Annotated in this window: 8 protein-coding genes; all 8 read left to right on the top strand. The window is 61.9% G+C overall.

Going from position 1 to position 18,737, the window contains the following annotated elements:
• The first annotated feature begins 121 nt into the window (after positions 1-121).
• Complete coding sequence (locus D0B54_RS21885; RefSeq protein ID WP_117294132.1) at positions 122-8,080, top strand: transglutaminase domain-containing protein; 7,959 nt, start codon at positions 122-124, stop codon at positions 8,078-8,080.
• Between the two features lie 8 nt (positions 8,081-8,088).
• Positions 8,089-8,535 carry a hypothetical protein gene (locus D0B54_RS24515; protein WP_162932628.1) on the top strand — a complete coding sequence of 149 codons (447 nt, stop codon included), beginning with the start codon at positions 8,089-8,091 and terminating at the stop codon, positions 8,533-8,535.
• Positions 8,536-8,722: 187 nt separating this feature from the next.
• Positions 8,723-9,424 carry an REP-associated tyrosine transposase gene (locus D0B54_RS21880; protein ID WP_117294130.1) on the top strand — a complete coding sequence of 234 codons (702 nt, stop codon included), beginning with the start codon at positions 8,723-8,725 and terminating at the stop codon, positions 9,422-9,424.
• A 117-nt stretch (positions 9,425-9,541) separates the two neighbouring features.
• On the top strand, positions 9,542-10,033 hold the full coding sequence (locus D0B54_RS21875; protein WP_117294128.1) for a hypothetical protein: 492 nt from the start codon (positions 9,542-9,544) through the stop codon (positions 10,031-10,033).
• 36 nt (positions 10,034-10,069) lie between these two features.
• The gene (locus D0B54_RS21870) at positions 10,070-10,777 is read left to right on the top strand and encodes a transposase (protein WP_117294126.1); all 708 of its coding nucleotides are present in this window, start codon (positions 10,070-10,072) and stop codon (positions 10,775-10,777) included.
• 68 nt (positions 10,778-10,845) lie between these two features.
• Positions 10,846-11,715, top strand: a complete 870-nt coding sequence (locus tag D0B54_RS21865; protein ID WP_162932627.1) for an RHS repeat domain-containing protein — start codon at positions 10,846-10,848, stop codon at positions 11,713-11,715.
• Positions 11,716-11,730: 15 nt separating this feature from the next.
• Positions 11,731-12,453, top strand: a complete 723-nt coding sequence (locus D0B54_RS24510; RefSeq protein ID WP_162932626.1) for a hypothetical protein — start codon at positions 11,731-11,733, stop codon at positions 12,451-12,453.
• 211 nt (positions 12,454-12,664) lie between these two features.
• Complete coding sequence (locus D0B54_RS21860; protein ID WP_205527207.1) at positions 12,665-18,607, top strand: NucA/NucB deoxyribonuclease domain-containing protein; 5,943 nt, start codon at positions 12,665-12,667, stop codon at positions 18,605-18,607.
• Positions 18,608-18,737: the final 130 nt, after the last annotated feature.

The raw sequence follows: 18,737 nt of genomic DNA, 5'->3' as shown, positions 1-18,737 counted from the left end.
ATAAGCGGGTATCGCGTTGCCATCCGCTTGCATCAGGGCTGCGCGCAGCAGCGACCCCAGAGCATGTATAGAAAAACTTTCCCGCCAACACCCGGGAATCTCGCACTCAGGAAAGTCACCGATGGCTAGTTTCGACAAGACACAGGCGCCGCTGCGCCGCAGCGCCCATGCCCTGCGCCATGCACTGCTAGGCATGACACTGGCGGCCAGCGCCGGCTGGTCGGCCCTGGCGCTCGCGGACAAGGCGGGCGCACCGCGCGAGCAGCCTCCGCAGGGTCTCGCCGCGATCCGCACGCAGATCGAGCGCAGCAAGTCCCCGGCCGAGCTGTCCACGCAGCTGCAGCGCCTGCGTGACGCATTCATCGCCGCCGACGCGCGCGAGCGCGACACCTTCTACGCCACCGGCCGCCACATCCAGGACAAGCGCCTGCCCGCCGGCATCCAGCGGCGTCACCAGCAGGCCCTGCAGGCCTGGCGCCAGCAGAGCGAAGCAACCCTGGAAGAGTTCGTTCCCCTGCTGGCCGAAAAGCGCCCCGCCGAAGCCCGCCGCCGTGTCGACGCGCTGCTGCAGCGGCTCGAGCGCCGCCCGTCGCTGCTCGGTGCCCCCGCCATCCGGCACGAGCTGCCGGGGCAGCCCCGCCTCAAGGCCCCGCGCGCACCGCGCCGCACGCTGCGCGAATACACCGCCACGCAGGACACCTTGCTGGTTGCCGACAACAGCGCCGCGAGCATCCTGCTGGCCGCCGCCGCCGTCGGCCTGCCCACCGCCGAGCATCTGGCGCAGACCGAAGACGCCCCCTTCACCGACGCCATCCGCGCCCAGGCCGCCGAGCTGCACGGCCAGCCGGTGGAGATCGTCAACTGGGTACGCAACCACATCGAGTTCGTGCCGGGCTACGGTTCCGTGCAAGGCGCGGGGCAGACCCTGCTGAACCGTCGCGGCAACGCGGCGGACACCTCCAGCCTGCTGCTGGCGCTGTTGCGCGTATCCGGCATCCCGGCGCGCTATGTGGTGGGCACCGTGGAGATGGACGCCGCCGCCGCCCAGAACTGGCTGGGCGACCTGCCCACGCCGCAGGCCGCCATAGCGTTGCTGCAGCAGGCCGGCGTGCCCGCCGAGCCGGTGGTGGTGGCGGGCAGGATCAGCGCCCTGCGCTTCGAGCATGTCTGGGTCGAGGCCTTCGTCGACTTCGAACCCTCCCGCGGCGCGCGCAACCGCGTGCCCGATACCTGGGTGCCGATGGACGCCAGCTTCAAGGACGTGCTCTACACCCCCGGCATCGACATCGCGCGCGACCTGCGCTTCGACGCCGAAAGCTTCATCCAGCGCTTGGCCGGCGCCAGCCAGCGTGACCCGCAGACCGGCGCGGTGTCGGGTATCGACACCGCCGCCATCGGCCAGCAGCTGCTGGCCTACCGCGACCAGGTCAGCCGCTTCCTGGCCAGCGTGAACCCCGACGCCCGCGTCGCCGACGTGCTCGGCACCCAGACGCTGGTGGAGCGTCACCCCGACGTGCTGGCAGCGGCCCTGCCGTACCGTATCGCGGCGAGCGAGGCACCGGCCCTGGCGCTGCCCGAGCGCCTGCGCTGGAAGCTGCGGCTCAGCCTCTATGCCAGCAGCGCAGACCTCGCCACCCAGCGCAGCACCGTGGCCCTGGAACGCTCGTTGCCGCAACTGGACGGCCGCCGCGTGGCGCTGTCCTTCATCCCTGCCACCACTGACGACGCGACGGCACTGGCCAGCTACCTGCCACAGCCGCATGCGGACGGCTCGCCGGTGCAGCCGAGCGAGTTTCCGGAAGACCTTCCCGGCTACCTGATCGAGATGAAGGCGCAGTTGCTGATCGGTGACGATGCCCTCTACACCGGCGGCAATCTCACGCTGGGCACGCCCGTGCTGCTGCGCACCGAGATCTGGGACCCGGGCCAGCAGGCCTGGGGTCCGGCGGGCGACCGTGTGGCCGACGTGGGCGAATACCACGCCCTGAGCGTCAACGGCCAGGGCATGGGCCTGCCGCGCATGCAGGCCGCCGCGGCCGGCCTGGACCGGCTGCGCACCACGCTGGGGGCGCGCCAGTACGGCAGCCTCACGCGCGACGCGCTGACCGGCTCGCTGCTGGAAGAAGCCGGCCTGTCGTACTTCGCGCTGGCCGACGCCAACGACCGCCTGTTCGCCCGCATCGCCCGTGCCGTCAGTGCGCGCCAGCCCTCGCTGCTGCGCGCCTACGTCGATGCCCAGACCACCTACGCCTATGGCGTGCCCACGCACGTGCGCTTCCCCGCCGTGGCCTTGCAGCTGGAGCAGCTCAACACCGCCGTCGTGACGCGCGAAGTGGACGCCGAAGGCAAGCCGGTCGGCTATGCCGCCTTCCGCCGCGCCGCGCTGGAGCGCGCCTCGGCCTATGGCCATCTCTCGCTGGAGCGCCTGTTCGCCGGCGGCGCGCCGCAGGGCGCCTCCGCGGTCAAGGCCCTGGCACAGTCGGTGGTGGCGGGCACCCCGATCTACCGCCTGGGGGCCGACAACCTCGACGCCGCGCTGGCCCGCATCGACCTGCCCGCCGACGACAAGCAGCTGCTGCGCGACAACGTCGGCAACGGCCGCAGCGGCACGGTGTCGGAATCCCCCGTGACCATTGCCGGCTGGTCCGGCAGCGGCCTGGTGATCTCCGACGATGCCAGCGGGGCGGGGGACTACCGCCTCACCGGCGGCGACGCCGGCCGCCTGCAGTCCGGCAATCTCGCCTGGCTGGCACTGGGCTCGCCCGCGCAGGCCGCGGGCGGCGCGCTGCCCGTACTCGACGCCGCGCGCGGCGTGCAGCAGGGCATCGAAGTGCTGCTGGGCGACAGCTCCGGCGTGCGCTGGAGCGAGTACGCCGCGCAGCAGGACATCGTTGGCGCGCTGATGCTGGGCTTCGTCAGCGGCGCGGCCGGCGGCACCGCCGCCGACCAGGCGATCCTCGTGGCCACCGCCAACGCCGCCACCGGCACGGCCGACCTCGACGAGCCCGTCAACCAGGCCCCGGTCTTCACCACCCACCCCGTCACCCAGGCCAGGGCCGGCAAGGTCTACCACTACAGCGCCTCCGCCGCCGATCCCGAAGGCGACCCCGTCCAGTACCGCATCACCCGCGCGCCCGGCGGCGTCAGCGTCAGCGCCAGCGGCCACGTCAGCTGGGACCGCCCGGTGGCGGGCGACTGGGTCATCACCCTGCGCGCCGACGACGGCCACGCCTGGCGCGAGCAGACCTGGTCCCTGCACGTCGATGAAGCCGCCGCCGCACTGGACGCCAGCCTCAGCGTCAGCCCCGAGCTGGCCGAGCCCGGTACCCCCGTCACCCTCAGCGTCGCCAGCAGCGGCGGCAGCGGCACGGTCACGCGCACACTAACCGTCAACGGCACGCCGGTCGCCATCCCCGCCAACGGCGTCCTGCAGCAGCCCGCCCCGCAAACCCCCGGCGTCTACCGCATCGCCCTGCAGGTCAGCGACGACAGCACCACACTCCACCGCGAAGCCCTGCTGCGCGTGCGCAGCGCCGACGACAGCGCAGCACCCGTCGCCGAAATCACCAGCCCCGAGGCCGACGCCGAAGTCAGCGGCCGCATCCCGATCCGTGGCAGCGCCAGCGACGACCACTTCGCCTGGTACCAGCTGCTGTGGCGCCCCCTGGGCGCCGGCGACGACGCCTGGCGCGAGATCCTCACCCGCACCACGCCGGTGGCCAACGGCGTACTGGGCAGCTTCGACCCCACCACCCTGGACAACGGCCTCTACCAGCTGGCCCTGGTCGCCGCCGATACCGGCGGACGCCAGACCACCGCCCTGGTCTCGATCGAAGTCTACGGCGAGCAGAAGCTGGGGCAGTTCAGCATCAGCTTCGTCGACCTGAGCCTCGAAGCCGCCGGCATCCCGATCCAGGTCACCCGGACCTACGACACCCGCCGCAAGGCCGACAAGCTGGATTTCGGCCACGGCTGGAGCGTGGACTACCAGAGCCTGCGCCTGCGCCAGAACATGACCCTGGGCCTGCAGTGGAACGTCGAAACCCCGCCGGGGCAGTTCAACGTGTGTTTGCGTCCCGTCGGCAAGCGCCGCATCGCCATCACCCTGCCCGACGGCAAGGTCGAGCGCTTCAGTGCGCGCAACGCCACCGAGTGCAGCTTCGGCCAACCCCCGCCGGTCAACATCCTGTTCGACCCCGCCCCGGGCACCACCGGCAGCCTCACCCTGGTCAACGTCCCCAACGTCAAAGCCCAGGGCGGCGTGCTCTACGACATGGACAACCTGGAAACCTGGAACCCCCAGGAGTTCAAGCTCAAGACCCAGGAAGGGCTGGAGTACTACCTGCGGGAGGGTGTCGGCATCGAGCGCGTCAAGGACGCCTTCGGCAACACCCTGGACTACACCGCGAACGGCCTGATCCACAGCGGCGGCCAGACCATCCATTTTGATCGCGACGCACAAGGCCGCATCACCGCCGTCACCGACCTGGCCGGCAAGAAGATCCAGTACGGCTACAGCGCCCAGGGCGACCTGCAAAGCGTCACCGACCGCAACGCCCAGACCACGCGCTTCAAGTACGACCGCAGCCACGGCCTGACCGACCTCATCGACCCGCGCGGCATCACCGTCGCCCGGCAGATCTACGACGAGCAGGGAAGACTGATCGCCACCATCGACGCCGACGGTCAGCGCAGCGACATCGTGTTCCAGCCTGACGACAACCGCCAGGTGGTGAAGAACCGGCGGGGTTTTGAAACCGCCTATCTCTACGACAGCGAGGGCAATGTCCTGGAGAAGACCGATGCGCTCGGGCACAAGACGGCGTATGAGTATGACGACGTTGGGAATGAGACGAAGGTTACGGATGCGCATGGGAAGTCTGTTACGCGTAGCTTCAATGCTGGTAATAAAGTAGTTACGGAAACCAACGCCCTCAACCAGGCCACTACCAACGACTGGACCCTGGACAACGGCAGCCAGCGCTGGCAGCTGCTGAGCACGACCGATGCCCGCGGCAACGTCAGCACCAATACTTACAGCGTGATCACCGCCGAGCTGACGCTGATCAGCGAACCACTGGGCCGCAGCACGCGTATCTTCCAGAACGGCAAGGGCGAACTCTACGGACTCAATCTCTCCGGCAATCTCACCCAGTACGGCTACAACGCCCAGAGCCAGAAGACCTCCGAGACCGACCCCCTGGGCCGGGTTACCAACCTGGAGTTGGATGCCAACGGCCAGGAGATTGCGCGGAGCCAGACCCGCACGAAGGCCGATGGCAGTACCAGCACGGTCAAGACCAGCCGCAAGCTCGACGCCGAAGGGCGCGTGACCGAGGAAACCGGTCCCACGGGCCTCAAGACCACCACGACCTACAACACCGCCGGCAAGGTGGAGAGCCAGACCGATGCCCGGGGCAAGGTCACCCGCTACGAATACGACAGCCTGGCGCGGCTGAGCAAGACCATCTACCCGGATGGCGGCACGGAAACCGTCGCCTACGACGCCGAGGGCAATGAGGTCGAAAAGACCGACCGGGCCGGGCGGACGATAAAGCTCGAATACGACGCTCTCAACCGCCTGATCAAAACCGTCCACCCGGACGGCAGCACCGAAGAGACCGTCTATGACAACGTCGGCAGGGTCCACCAGCAGAAGGACAGCCTGGGCCACAGCCTCACCAACGGCTACGACGCCGCCGGCCGGCTGACCAGCGTCACCGATGCCCTGGGCCAGGCCACCACCTACGGCTACGACGCCAACGGCAACCGCACCCGCGTCACCGATGCCAGCCTCAAGACCGCGGCCTTCGAGTACGACGCGCTCAATCGTGTCACCAAGGTCACCCTGCCGGATGGCACGTACACCCAGACCACCTGGACCACCGCCGGTCAGAAGGAAACGGAAACCGACGCCAGCGGCAGAACCTCACGGTTTGGGTACGACGCCAAGAGCCAGTTGATCACCGTCACCCAGAACGACGGCACCCAGGACCTGATCACCCGCTACGGCTACGACGAACTGGGCAACAAGATCAGCCAGCAGGATGCGGAAGGGCGGGTCACGCGCTGGGAGTACAACGACCTGAGCCAGGTGACGGCTCGCGTCCTGCCGGAAGGTGAAAGAGAAACCTTTGGCTACGACACCAACGGCAACCGCACCTGGCACAAGGATTTCAACGGCCGCACGCATACCTTTGCCTACGACGATCTCAATCGCGAGATCGAGCGCAAGTATGCGGATGGGGCCAGGGTCAAGACCACGTACACCGCCAGCGGGCAGATCAGCACGCAGACCGATGCCCGGGGCGTCACGAAGTACCAGTACGACGCCCGCGACCGCCTCACCCGCGTCGAATCACCCGAGGGCGTGATCCGCTATCAGTACGACCAGAACGGCAACCGCACCCTGCTGAGCACGAAGCATCAGAACGTGCAGTACGGGTTTGATGAGCTGAATCGCCTGCAGTCCGTTACAGACACGCAGGGCAAGCAGACCACCTACCAGTACAACGCCCGTAGCCAGAAGACCCGGGTCAGCCTGCCCAATGGCACCAGCAGCTATTGGGAGTACGACGACAACGGGCGGATCACGGAGGTGCGGCATGAGAAGACCGCGACAGGGGCAATCCTGGGGGCTTATCGCTATACGCTGGCGGCGAATGGGCAGCGGATGCGGTTGGCGGAGAGGGACAACGAGGGGGCGACGCGGACGGCGGATTATGAGTATGACGGGCTCAACCGGCTCACCAAGGAGAGCGTCACCGACCATCGCGACGCCGCGAAGAGCTATGTCACCGCCTGGGTCTATGACAAGGTCGGAAATCGGCTGAGCCAGAGCAAGACGAAGGGTGGGCAGGTTGAGGTTACGAGCTATACGTATGACGACAATGATCGGTTGTTGACCGAGGTCAGGACGCTGGATGGCTCAAACCAGTACAGCACGGTCTACAGCTATGACGCCAACGGCAACACCACGAAGAAGATCGTCACGGCGGGTGGGCAGACGGACATCCATGTCTATGGGTGGAACGCTGACAACCGGTTGACGAAGTACAGCGTCAATGGGGTGCAGAAGGCGAGTTATCAATATGAGCCGGAGGGAATACGAACATCAAAAAATGACACTTTCTATTTGGTGGATCACAGTCAGTTTTATGCGGAGGTGCTGGAGGAGGGGGTAGGCGCCTCAGCTGATCCAGAGATGATCTATCTGCGCGGAGATGCTCTGTTGAGCCAAGATGGACGAGGGCAGTCGAATTACTACCATGTGGATGGAGTGGGTAGTACGCGACTGCTGACAGAGGAGAACGGGGAAGTTGGCAATGCATATAACTACGAAGCCTATGGAGAGAGAGAAGACAGCGCCGAGGGAGTACAGAATGAGTACCTATTTTCAGGTGCGCAGTATGACAACGCCCTGAAAATGTATTACCTCAGGGAGCGATACTTGCTTCCAGCCGTCGGCCGGTTTCTGATTCTTGATCCTCACAAAGGTAATTCTCTTAGTCCAGTCACCTTGCACAAGTACATTTACGCCAACAACAGTCCCCAGTTTTTTGTGGATCCTAGTGGAAGAGAGTCCGTTGGGTCTCTTCTCACGGCCATGAATGTGGGTGCTAACCTAGGGCGTATTGCGTTGCCCGTAGTGCGGGCAGTTGCCATTGCCTGTGCTGCGCAAGTGGTTACTACCACCGTCATTGGAACAGCAGGTGTTCCGTTGACAGGTGTGTCTGGTCCCTGCGTAGGGAATCAAATGCGCGTACAACTGCAGCAGGGGACTTCAAACGATGTGGTGTCAGATGTCCAGATGAACCTTCCCGTCACTGGCGTGACAACCGCTCAAGTCAATATTGGACTAAGAAAGCTTTACTACGAGAGAGATCAGGCTAAGTGGTGGACACAAGAGCTCGACAAATGGCTATATCAATCTATCGTTAGTCTAAGTATTAAAGTAGGAAGAGTTCCGCCAACTGGAGTGTCCGTTGTAGGTAATATTTTTCGTCAGGAAATTTATCATAGAGGCCGCGAGTATCGAGTTGATGTTGAGAATCTTCGTGGGCATAATTTGCGGCGATAGAGATGGCAATGAGTATGCTTAATAGGGTATTGAGTTTGCTTTCTGCAGATGGCGTCCCTCTCGAGGATGGGATTCTTTTGGCTGCCAACTTATTTGACAGAATGCAAGGGCGCGTGGATGACTCTATGGACGAGACTGTGCGCTCATACATTTTGTCTGATATGGAAGCGTTACAGATTAAGAATGCTCTTCTAGAGTTGCTGAAGGGGAAATTGGACTTAAAAATGAAGGGCTCTGCTGTTTGGGCCTTGTCAAAGTTGAGAGATAAAAATCTTGTGCCGATATTTCGAGAATGCCTTCGATCTGGCATGAGGGTTAGTAACGATCTTGTCTATCAATCGCTAGTAGCCTTGAATGATGTTGGGGAAATAAGATCGAGTGGAAATTTCTTCTCAATTTTTGATGAAGAGGAGAATTTGCACATGGCAACTGTATATCTATCGAGTCTGGAGTAAAGAACGGAAAAAGGAACGAAAAAGGGGCGGATTCACTCCGACGCAAAAAAGGGGGCGGATTCACTATCCAAGTGCACCACTGACCGAGTAAGCAGGACACCCTGCTGAGGGAGAAAAGAGGGAGAAAAGGGGTCGGAGTAAATTAATCTGCTACTCTGCCGGCATGGACTGAATCTGAGGGGAGTCTATGCCACGCAAGCCACGTTACTACCTGGCTGGAGTGCCGAGCCACGTCATCCAGCGAGGCCATAACCGCGAACCGTGCTTTGCGGCACCGGAGGACTTCCGGTACTACCTGCAGTGCCTGCGGGAAGCCTGCCTGACGTACGAGGCGACGATCCACGCCTACGTCCTGATGACCAACCACGTTCATCTTCTGATGACACCGGACAAGGTGGACTCGATCTCCCGGGTCCTGCAGTCGGTAGGGCGACGCTACGTGCAATACGTCAACACCAGCTACCGGCGCAGCGGCACCTTGTGGGAGGGCAGGCACAAGGCCAGCCTGATCGATAGCGAGCATTACCTGATGTCCTGCTACCGGTATATCGAGCTGAATCCTGTCCGAGCTGGAATCGTGAAGCGGCCTGGCGACTACCCCTGGTCCAGCTATGGTGCCAACGCTCATGGCAGGGAGGACGCCCTTACCCAGGCGCACGATGTCTACGAAGCCTTGGGACGTAGTGCGGAGGCTCGTCAAGGCGCCTATCGAGACCTGTTCCGACAACAAGTCGACCCGGACAGCATCCGGGATCTGCGTACTGCGATTAACCTGTGCGTACCTGTAGGCAGCGATCGCTTCAAGGCGCAGGTAGAGCGTCGCCTCAAGCAGAGAATCAGCTATCTACCCAGGGGCAGGCCGCGGAAAGACCCCAGTTCGGAAGAATAATTTACTCCGACCCCTTTTTTCCCGACCCCTTTTTTCCCGCTTTTTTCCCGCTGACCCCTTTTTTCCCGCTTCATCAAGGTCTACGCCAGCGCCGCCGACCGCATCGCCGGCCGTAGCTTGGCCGACGTCGAGCGCTCGCTGCCGCAGTTCGGCGGCCAGCGCATGGCCCTGTCCTTTGTGCCGGCGACGCCGGACGACGCCGAGGCACTGGCCAGCTACCTGCCTGCGCCGCATGCCGACGGCACGCCGGTGCAACCCGAGGAATTCCCGCAGGAACTGCCCGGCTATCTCATCGAGATGAGCACGCGCCTGATGGTGGGCGACCAAGCGCTCTCCGGCGGCGGCAGCGCCAGCGTCACCCTGGGCCTGCCGGTGCTGGTGCAGACCGAGTTCTACGATCCCTCGCAGCAGGCCTGGGCCGGCGCCACCGAGCGCGTCGCCGAGGTGGGCGAGTACCACGCCTTCACCGTCAACGGCCAGGGCGTGGGCCTGCCGCGCGCGCTGGCCATGGCGCAGCGCCTCGACGGCCTGCGCCGCACCCTGAAGCAGCAAAAAGGGGACAGATTAGCAAAAAGGGGACAGATTTATTTATTTTTCAAGCCGGCGTAGACTAACCGATAGCTCGTCTAGCTCGGAGGAAGGTCCATGCCCCGGATTGGTCGCTTGGTAGTGGAGGGTTATCCTCACCACGTCGTGCAGCGCGGACACAATCGGCAAGTGGTGTTTGCCGGAGACGAGGATTTCGAGCGGTACATAAGCGACCTGCGAGAACTCAAGGCGACATTTGGCATCCGGCTATATGCGTACTGCCTGATGACCAACCACGTACACCTGCTCCTGGGGCCTCGCGAGAGCCCAGCCGCATTAGGTTCCTTCATGAAAGCCCTGGCCGGGCGGGCCACCCGCTACCGCAACCGCCTGGAAGGGCGCAGTGGCACCTTATGGGAAAGCCGCTACAAATCCAGCCTGGTTCAAGCCGACAGCTACCTGTTGGCCTGCTGCCGCTATATCGAACTCAACCCCGTCCGTGCCCGCATGGTGGCCAGTCCTCAGGCCTACGCCTGGTCCAGCGCCAAAGAGCGGCTGGGTCAGCGCCCAGCAGACCTACTGGACTGGAACCCTAGCTACCTGTCGCTGGGGCGCAGCGAAGCCGAACGCAAGCAGGAATATGCGCGATACCTGCGCGAAGCGATTCCCGAAGGGGAGTGGACCCTGATCCGCGATTCCCTGCAGCGAGGGCAGCTGACGGGTACGGGAAAGTTCGTGGACGAGATCGAACGCATCACCGGCGCCCGTGTCGAGCATCGGGCGCGGGGCAGGCCGAGGAAAGAGCCGGAAGCAGAGAATAAATAAATCTGTCCCCTTTTTTATCTTTTTATTAGACGAAGTATCTGGTAGATCACAACCAGACTTATGAGCAGGTGATTGAGGAGGGTGCTTCAGGCGTGTGGCCGGAAGTGCTGTACTTGCGTGGGGGAGGCCTGCTCAGCCAGGAGCGGGAAGGTCAGATTAGTTACTTTCACGCAGATGGGTTAAATGGAACGAGGCTGCTTACCGGCGAGAGTGGATTGGTCAACGATTCATACGCTTTTGAGGCGTACGGAAAATTAGACACACACAATGGTGATTCGAAGAACGATTTTTTATTCGCAGGAGAACAGTACGACTCTGTTCTGCAGATGTACTACCTAAGAGCTAGGTGGATTTCAGATTCGTTAGGGGGTTTTGCAAGCCTTGACACCTACTTGGGAGCAATTTGCGATCCTGCGACCCTACATAAATATGCATATGCTCGGCAGGATCCGGTGAATCGCATAGATCCATCCGGGAACATGGATCTGATGAGCATGAACATGGCTACTTCTCAGACTGGGCAGTTACGCCGATCAGAGGCCGGCCAACGTGTTCACACGGCTTATAATAATTTGAAGAAGCTGTGCGATTCTGTAAATGACATGACTGGGAATGTAAGACATCACGTTATTCCTTGGTTCACACGCGGAATCAAGGGAAAGAAGGACTTTATACCCGATGAATTGCTTCTTATGCTTGAATCCGTTCACAATAAACTTCACCCTCTTCTGGATTCCGTTCTAAGGCTATCTGGATTGCCTGGAAAGTCTAAGGGGGTAGGGTCATATAGCGCACTTCGGGGTACAGCTGACATGCTTGCTGTCTTAGACGCCTTGATATTCGCTGGTGAGCTATTCGATTCGGCTTGCGACAAAGCGAGAGGGCAATACAGCATGAAGGAAGACATGGAATCGATGAAACACCTGCTCGGCCTCTAGCGGATAAAAAATGTCATGCCGTCAAAAAAAATTAAGGTGGAATCGCAGCAGTTTGGTTCTAATCGAGAATTTTTGAATCTCCGCGAAGGATTTCCAACTTGGACTTCATGGAAGTATTCGTGCGAGAGTTTTTTTTTGCCGTTGTTTTCATTAGCGGAGAAGGTAAGCATTTTTGGAAATATATTCTTTGATAAAAAAGAATATAAAATTTTCGGGTCGTCATTGTTTGAATTGGTCGATTCTAAAGAGTCGCTTAATTTAACAGCGGACAATGAAAATGAAGAAATGGCCATAATGGTCAAGAACTTTATAGATGAAAATTTCATATGGGTAGATGGGGGCGTGGAGTTGCGCTCTGCCAAAGGAATTGAGAAGTTTCATGATGCATTGTTCTATGCTCTGGGGGGACTTCGGAGAAAAATGGCGATAGTTTTTATGTTCTCATTCAACGAATCATCATTTGACGAAGTTCTAAGATTGATATATCGGCATAGTACGACTAGCGTGAATGGAGCCACGAGTAGATTCGGTGATTGGCGGCGACAAGAACGCGAAGCTCAGAAGGCTGTTGAAGGTGGTGGAATATCGCTTCTCGTTCATTCTGGACATTCGAGAATTTTTTTTCCTTCTGACAAGAAAGAAGGGATTTTTTTGCTATCGGAAGAGTTGCGGTTGAACTTGTCACAGAGAAGAAAAGATATGCAAGACGGGAGCTTTTGGCGAATAGAAAAAGGGTAGGGGCGAGAAGAGAAAAGGGGTCGCGCGCCAGTACGGCAGCCTCACGCGCGACGCGCTGACCGGCTCGCTGCTGGAAGAAGCCGGCCTGTCGTACTTCGCGCTGGCCGACGCCAACGACCGCCTGTTCGCCCGCATCGCCCGTGCCGTCAGTGCGCGCCAGCCCTCGCTGCTGCGCGCCTACGTCGATGCCCAGACCACCTACGCCTATGGCGTGCCCACGCACGTGCGCTTCCCCGCCGTGGCCTTGCAGCTGGAGCAGCTCAACACCGCCGTCGTGACGCGCGAAGTGGACGCCGAAGGCAAGCCGGTCGGCTATGCCGCCTTCCGCCGCGCCGCGCTGGAGCGCGCCTCGGCCTATGGCCATCTCTCGCTGGAGCGCCTGTTCGCCGGCGGCGCGCCGCAGGGCGCCTCCGCGGTCAAGGCCCTGGCACAGTCGGTGGTGGCGGGCACCCCGATCTACCGCCTGGGGGCCGACAACCTCGACGCCGCGCTGGCCCGCATCGACCTGCCCGCCGACGACAAGCAGCTGCTGCGCGACAACGTCGGCAACGGCCGCAGCGGCACGGTGTCGGAATCCCCCGTGACCATTGCCGGCTGGTCCGGCAGCGGCCTGGTGATCTCCGACGATGCCAGCGGGGCGGGGGACTACCGCCTCACCGGCGGCGACGCCGGCCGCCTGCAGTCCGGCAATCTCGCCTGGCTGGCACTGGGCTCGCCCGCGCAGGCCGCGGGCGGCGCGCTGCCCGTACTCGACGCCGCGCGCGGCGTGCAGCAGGGCATCGAAGTGCTGCTGGGCGACAGCTCCGGCGTGCGCTGGAGCGAGTACGCCGCGCAGCAGGACATCGTTGGCGCGCTGATGCTGGGCTTCGTCAGCGGCGCGGCCGGCGGCACCGCCGCCGACCAGGCGATCCTCGTGGCCACCGCCAACGCCGCCACCGGCACGGCCGACCTCGACGAGCCCGTCAACCAGGCCCCGGTCTTCACCACCCACCCCGTCACCCAGGCCAGGGCCGGCAAGGTCTACCACTACAGCGCCTCCGCCGCCGATCCCGAAGGCGACCCCGTCCAGTACCGCATCACCCGCGCGCCCGGCGGCGTCAGCGTCAGCGCCAGCGGCCACGTCAGCTGGGACCGCCCGGTGGCGGGCGACTGGGTCATCACCCTGCGCGCCGACGACGGCCACGCCTGGCGCGAGCAGACCTGGTCCCTGCACGTCGATGAAGCCGCCGCCGCACTGGACGCCAGCCTCAGCGTCAGCCCCGAGCTGGCCGAGCCCGGTACCCCCGTCACCCTCAGCGTCGCCAGCAGCGGCGGCAGCGGCACGGTCACGCGCACACTAACCGTCAACGGCACGCCGGTCGCCATCCCCGCCAACGGCGTCCTGCAGCAGCCCGCCCCGCAAACCCCCGGCGTCTACCGCATCGCCCTGCAGGTCAGCGACGACAGCACCACACTCCACCGCGAAGCCCTGCTGCGCGTGCGCAGCGCCGACGACAGCGCAGCACCCGTCGCCGAAATCACCAGCCCCGAGGCCGACGCCGAAGTCAGCGGCCGCATCCCGATCCGTGGCAGCGCCAGCGACGACCACTTCGCCTGGTACCAGCTGCTGTGGCGCCCCCTGGGCGCCGGCGACGACGCCTGGCGCGAGATCCTCACCCGCACCACGCCGGTGGCCAACGGCGTACTGGGCAGCTTCGACCCCACCACCCTGGACAACGGCCTCTACCAGCTGGCCCTGGTCGCCGCCGATACCGGCGGACGCCAGACCACCGCCCTGGTCTCGATCGAAGTCTACGGCGAGCAGAAGCTGGGGCAGTTCAGCATCAGCTTCGTCGACCTGAGCCTCGAAGCCGCCGGCATCCCGATCCAGGTCACCCGGACCTACGACACCCGCCGCAAGGCCGACAAGCTGGATTTCGGCCACGGCTGGAGCGTGGACTACCAGAGCCTGCGCCTGCGCCAGAACATGACCCTGGGCCTGCAGTGGAACGTCGAAACCCCGCCGGGGCAGTTCAACGTGTGTTTGCGTCCCGTCGGCAAGCGCCGCATCGCCATCACCCTGCCCGACGGCAAGGTCGAGCGCTTCAGTGCGCGCAACGCCACCGAGTGCAGCTTCGGCCAACCCCCGCCGGTCAACATCCTGTTCGACCCCGCCCCGGGCACCACCGGCAGCCTCACCCTGGTCAACGTCCCCAACGTCAAAGCCCAGGGCGGCGTGCTCTACGACATGGACAACCTGGAAACCTGGAACCCCCAGGAGTTCAAGCTCAAGACCCAGGAAGGGCTGGAGTACTACCTGCGGGAGGGTGTCGGCATCGAGCGCGTCAAGGACGCCTTCGGCAACACCCTGGACTACACCGCGAACGGCCTGATCCACAGCGGCGGCCAGACCATCCATTTTGATCGCGACGCACAAGGCCGCATCACCGCCGTCACCGACCTGGCCGGCAAGAAGATCCAGTACGGCTACAGCGCCCAGGGCGACCTGCAAAGCGTCACCGACCGCAACGCCCAGACCACGCGCTTCAAGTACGACCGCAGCCACGGCCTGACCGACCTCATCGACCCGCGCGGCATCACCGTCGCCCGGCAGATCTACGACGAGCAGGGAAGACTGATCGCCACCATCGACGCCGACGGTCAGCGCAGCGACATCGTGTTCCAGCCTGACGACAACCGCCAGGTGGTGAAGAACCGGCGCGGATTCGAGACGGCCTATCTCTACGACGGCGAAGGCAATGTCCTGGAGAAGACCGACGCGCTCGGGCACAAGACGTCTTTCGAATATGACGCCAACGGCAACGAGACCAAGGTTACCGACGCCTATGGCAAATCCGTCACGCGCAGCTACAACCCGGCTAACCAGCTGCTGACCGAGACCAATCCTCTGGGGCAGGGCAGCACCAACGACTGGACCCTGGACAACGGCAGCCAGCGCTGGCAGCTGCTGAGCACGACAGATGCCCGCGGCAACGTCACCAGCAACACTTATAGCCAGATCACCGCCGAGCTGACGCTAATCAGCGAACCACTGGGCCGCAGCACGCGCATCTTCCAGAACGGCAAGGGCGAGCTGCTGGGGCTGAACCTCTCCGGCAACCTCAGCCAGTACGGCTACAACGCCCAGAGCCAGAAGATCTCGGAGACCGATCCGCTGGGGCGGGTGACTAACCTGGAACTGGATGCCAACGGCCAGGAGATTGCGCGCAGTCAGGCCCGCACAAAGGCCGATGGCAGCACCGCCACCGTACGAACCAGCCGCAGGCTGGATGCCGAAGGGCGGGTGCTCGAGGAAACCGGTCCCACAGACCTGAAGACCGCTACGACCTACAACACCGCCGGCAAGGTGGAGACCCAGACCGATGCCCGCGGAAAAGTCACCCGCTACGAGTACGACAGCCTGGCGCGGCTGATCAAGACGATTCATGCGGATGGCGGCACGGAGACCGTCGCCTACGACGTCGAGGGCAACGAGGTGGAAAGGACCGACCGTGCCGGGCGGACGACCCAACGCGAATACGATGCTCTCAATCGCTTGACCAAGATCATCCACCCGGACGGCAGCACTGAAGAGACCGTCTACGACAACGTCGGCAGGGTTCACCAGCAGAAGGACAGTTTGGGACGTAGCCTCACCAATGGCTACGACGCCGCGGGCCGGCTGACCAGCAGCACCGATGCCCTGGGCCAGATCACCACCTACGGCTATGACGCCAACGGCAATCGGACCCGCGTTACCGACGCCAGCCTCAAGACCACGGCCTTCGAGTACGACGCGCTCAACCGGGTCACCAAGACCACGCTGCCGGATGGCACTTACACCCAGACCACCTGGACCACCTCAGGCCAGAAGGAAACGGAAACCGACGCCAGCGGCAAGAGCAGCACCTTCGGCTATGACGCCAAGAGCCAACTGATCACCGTCACCCAGAACGACGGCACGCAGGATTTGGTCACCCGCTACGGCTACGACGAGCTGGGCAACAAGATCAGCCAGCAGGATGCCAAAGGGCGGATCACGCGCTGGGAGTACAGCGACCTGAGCCAGGTGACGGCGAGGGTCCTGCCGGAGGGAGAGCGGGAAACCTTCGGCTACGACGCCAATGGAAACCGCACTTGGCACAAGGATTTCAACGGCCGGACGCATACCTCTGCCTACGATGATCTCAATCGCGAGATCGAGCGCAAGTATGCGGATGGCTCAAGGGTCAAGACGACTTACAGCGCCAGCGGGCAGATCGACACGCAGACCGATGCCCGGGGCGTCACGAAGTACCAGTACGACGCGCGTGACCGTCTGGCCCGGGTCGAATCACCCGAGGGCGTGATTCGTTATCAGTACGACCAGAACGGCAACCGCACCCTGCTGAGCACGAAGCATCAGAACGTCCAATACGGGTTTGACGAGCTCAACCGCCTGCAGTCGGTTACGGACACGCAGGGCAAGCAGACCACTTATCAGTACAACGCCCGCAACCAGAAGGTCCGCGTCAGCCTGCCCAACGGCACCAGCAGCTACTGGGACTACGACGACAACGGGCGGTTGATTGAGGTGCGGCACGAGAAGACGGCCACGGGAGCGATCCTGGGGGCGTATCACTACACGCTGGCGGCGAATGGGCAGCGGACGCGGCTGGCGGAGCGGGATAACGATGGGCCGACGCGGACGGTGGACTATGAGTATGACGGGCTGAATCGGCTGACCAGGGAGAGCGTCACTGACTATCGCGATGGCGCCAGGAGCTACAGCACCGCCTGGGTGTACGACAAGGTGGGCAATCGCCTGACGCAGACCAAGACGAAGGGTGGGCAGGTCGAGGTTACGACCTACAGCTACGACGATAACGACCGACTGTTGACGGAGACCCGAACGCTGGATGGCTCAAGCCAGTACAGCACGGTCTACAGCTATGACGCTAATGGGAACACGACGAGGAAGGTTGTTACGGCTGGCGGCTCAACCGATACCCATGTCTACGGGTGGAATGACGATAACCGGTTGGTGAAGTACAGCGTCAATGGGGTGCAGAAGGCGAGTTATCAGTATGAGGCGAAGGGGATACGGACGGCGAAGAATAGCACGCAGTATCTCGTGGATCACAACCAAGAGTATGCACAGGTAATTGAGGAGGACAACGCTGGATTAGCCGATCCGGAAGTCCTGTATGTACATGGTGATGACCTGCTGAGTAGGGAAGGCGCAGAGAATCCGAGCTACTACCACGCGGATGGGTTAGGAAGTACGCGTCTCCTGACTGCTGGAGATGGGGAGACAAGTGATACCTATAGCTATGAGACAAATGGCGCAGTGGCCGGCCATACGGGCACAACAGAGAACGATTTCCTGCACACCGGAGAACAGTATGATTGGGATTTGGAATCGTATGCCCTCAGAGATCGATGGATGGCCTCTGGGGAGGGGAGATTTATTTCCCGTGATCAATTTGAAGGTTGTTCATATTGTTTGAATGTCATAAACAAGTATGTTTATGCAAGTGATGATCCAATAAATAGGATTGATCCATCTGGAAATTTTGATTTGGGCCAAGTTCAGGCCGCATCAGCAGTAAACTCAATAGTAGGTGCGGCCATCATACTAAGTGGTAGTGGAAATGGGCGGGCGGTTCAGAACGAAGCTGCGCTTGCGGTGGCAATGCAGTCTCAGGTGTATGCAGCTAGCAATCCGATTATTCTTAAAAGAATTGAAGAGTGCATTGAATGGACCCGTACCGGAAAGAGCCGATGTAAGCCAGGCGTTGATTTACTTCTGATTGGTGACGATGTCAGAGAGGTTCGTGACCATATTTCCGCCGCTAAGCAGGGTGGAATTTCGGGTGGATTGTCCAGAAAATCCCCTGCTAATTCCAGATACTGGCTGGAGGCTTACAAGGGTGTAGGAAAGCCTTGCACAAAAGCTTCTGGGACTGAATGCGACGAGTATCCCTTTGCGGCAACTAACGAAGGGGGAAAGCACAACTACAACGGCGGAGTTGGAGTTTCTTTGAGAAGCGTTAGTGCTCCAGACAATGCAAAAGCAGGTGGATATTTAGGGGCTTTTTACAATAGATGCGGCATTCCAAGTAATTCTGGATATAAATTTGTTGTTGTTCCGGTGATAGGGCTACCTCAAACAGGATATGTTTGTGCACGATAGAAAAGGGCTCTCCCTACTGCTCCTGTTCCTAGTATTTTATTGTGCAGGGTGCTCTGGAAATTCCAGTTCAGATTCCGAAGCGAGGTCTGCAAAGATGTCTTTGACAGAGAGGCAGTCGGGGTACAAATTA

It is taken from the genome of Solimonas sp. K1W22B-7, from assembly GCF_003428335.1.
GTDB lineage: Bacteria > Pseudomonadota > Gammaproteobacteria > Nevskiales > Nevskiaceae > Solimonas_A.
This window is presented reverse-complemented; position numbering and strand designations above follow the sequence as displayed.

Bases quoted from the DNA above. Each gene is read 5' to 3' on its own strand.
- D0B54_RS21885 (WP_117294132.1), top strand. From the start codon at position 122: ATGGCTAGTTTCGACAAGACACAGGCGCCGCTGCGCCGCAGCGCCCAT.
- D0B54_RS24515 (WP_162932628.1), top strand. From the start codon at position 8,089: ATGAGTATGCTTAATAGGGTATTGAGTTTGCTTTCTGCAGATGGCGTC.
- D0B54_RS24510 (WP_162932626.1), top strand. From the start codon at position 11,731: ATGCCGTCAAAAAAAATTAAGGTGGAATCGCAGCAGTTTGGTTCTAAT.
- D0B54_RS21880 (WP_117294130.1), top strand. From the start codon at position 8,723: ATGCCACGCAAGCCACGTTACTACCTGGCTGGAGTGCCGAGCCACGTC.
- D0B54_RS21870 (WP_117294126.1), top strand. From the start codon at position 10,070: ATGCCCCGGATTGGTCGCTTGGTAGTGGAGGGTTATCCTCACCACGTC.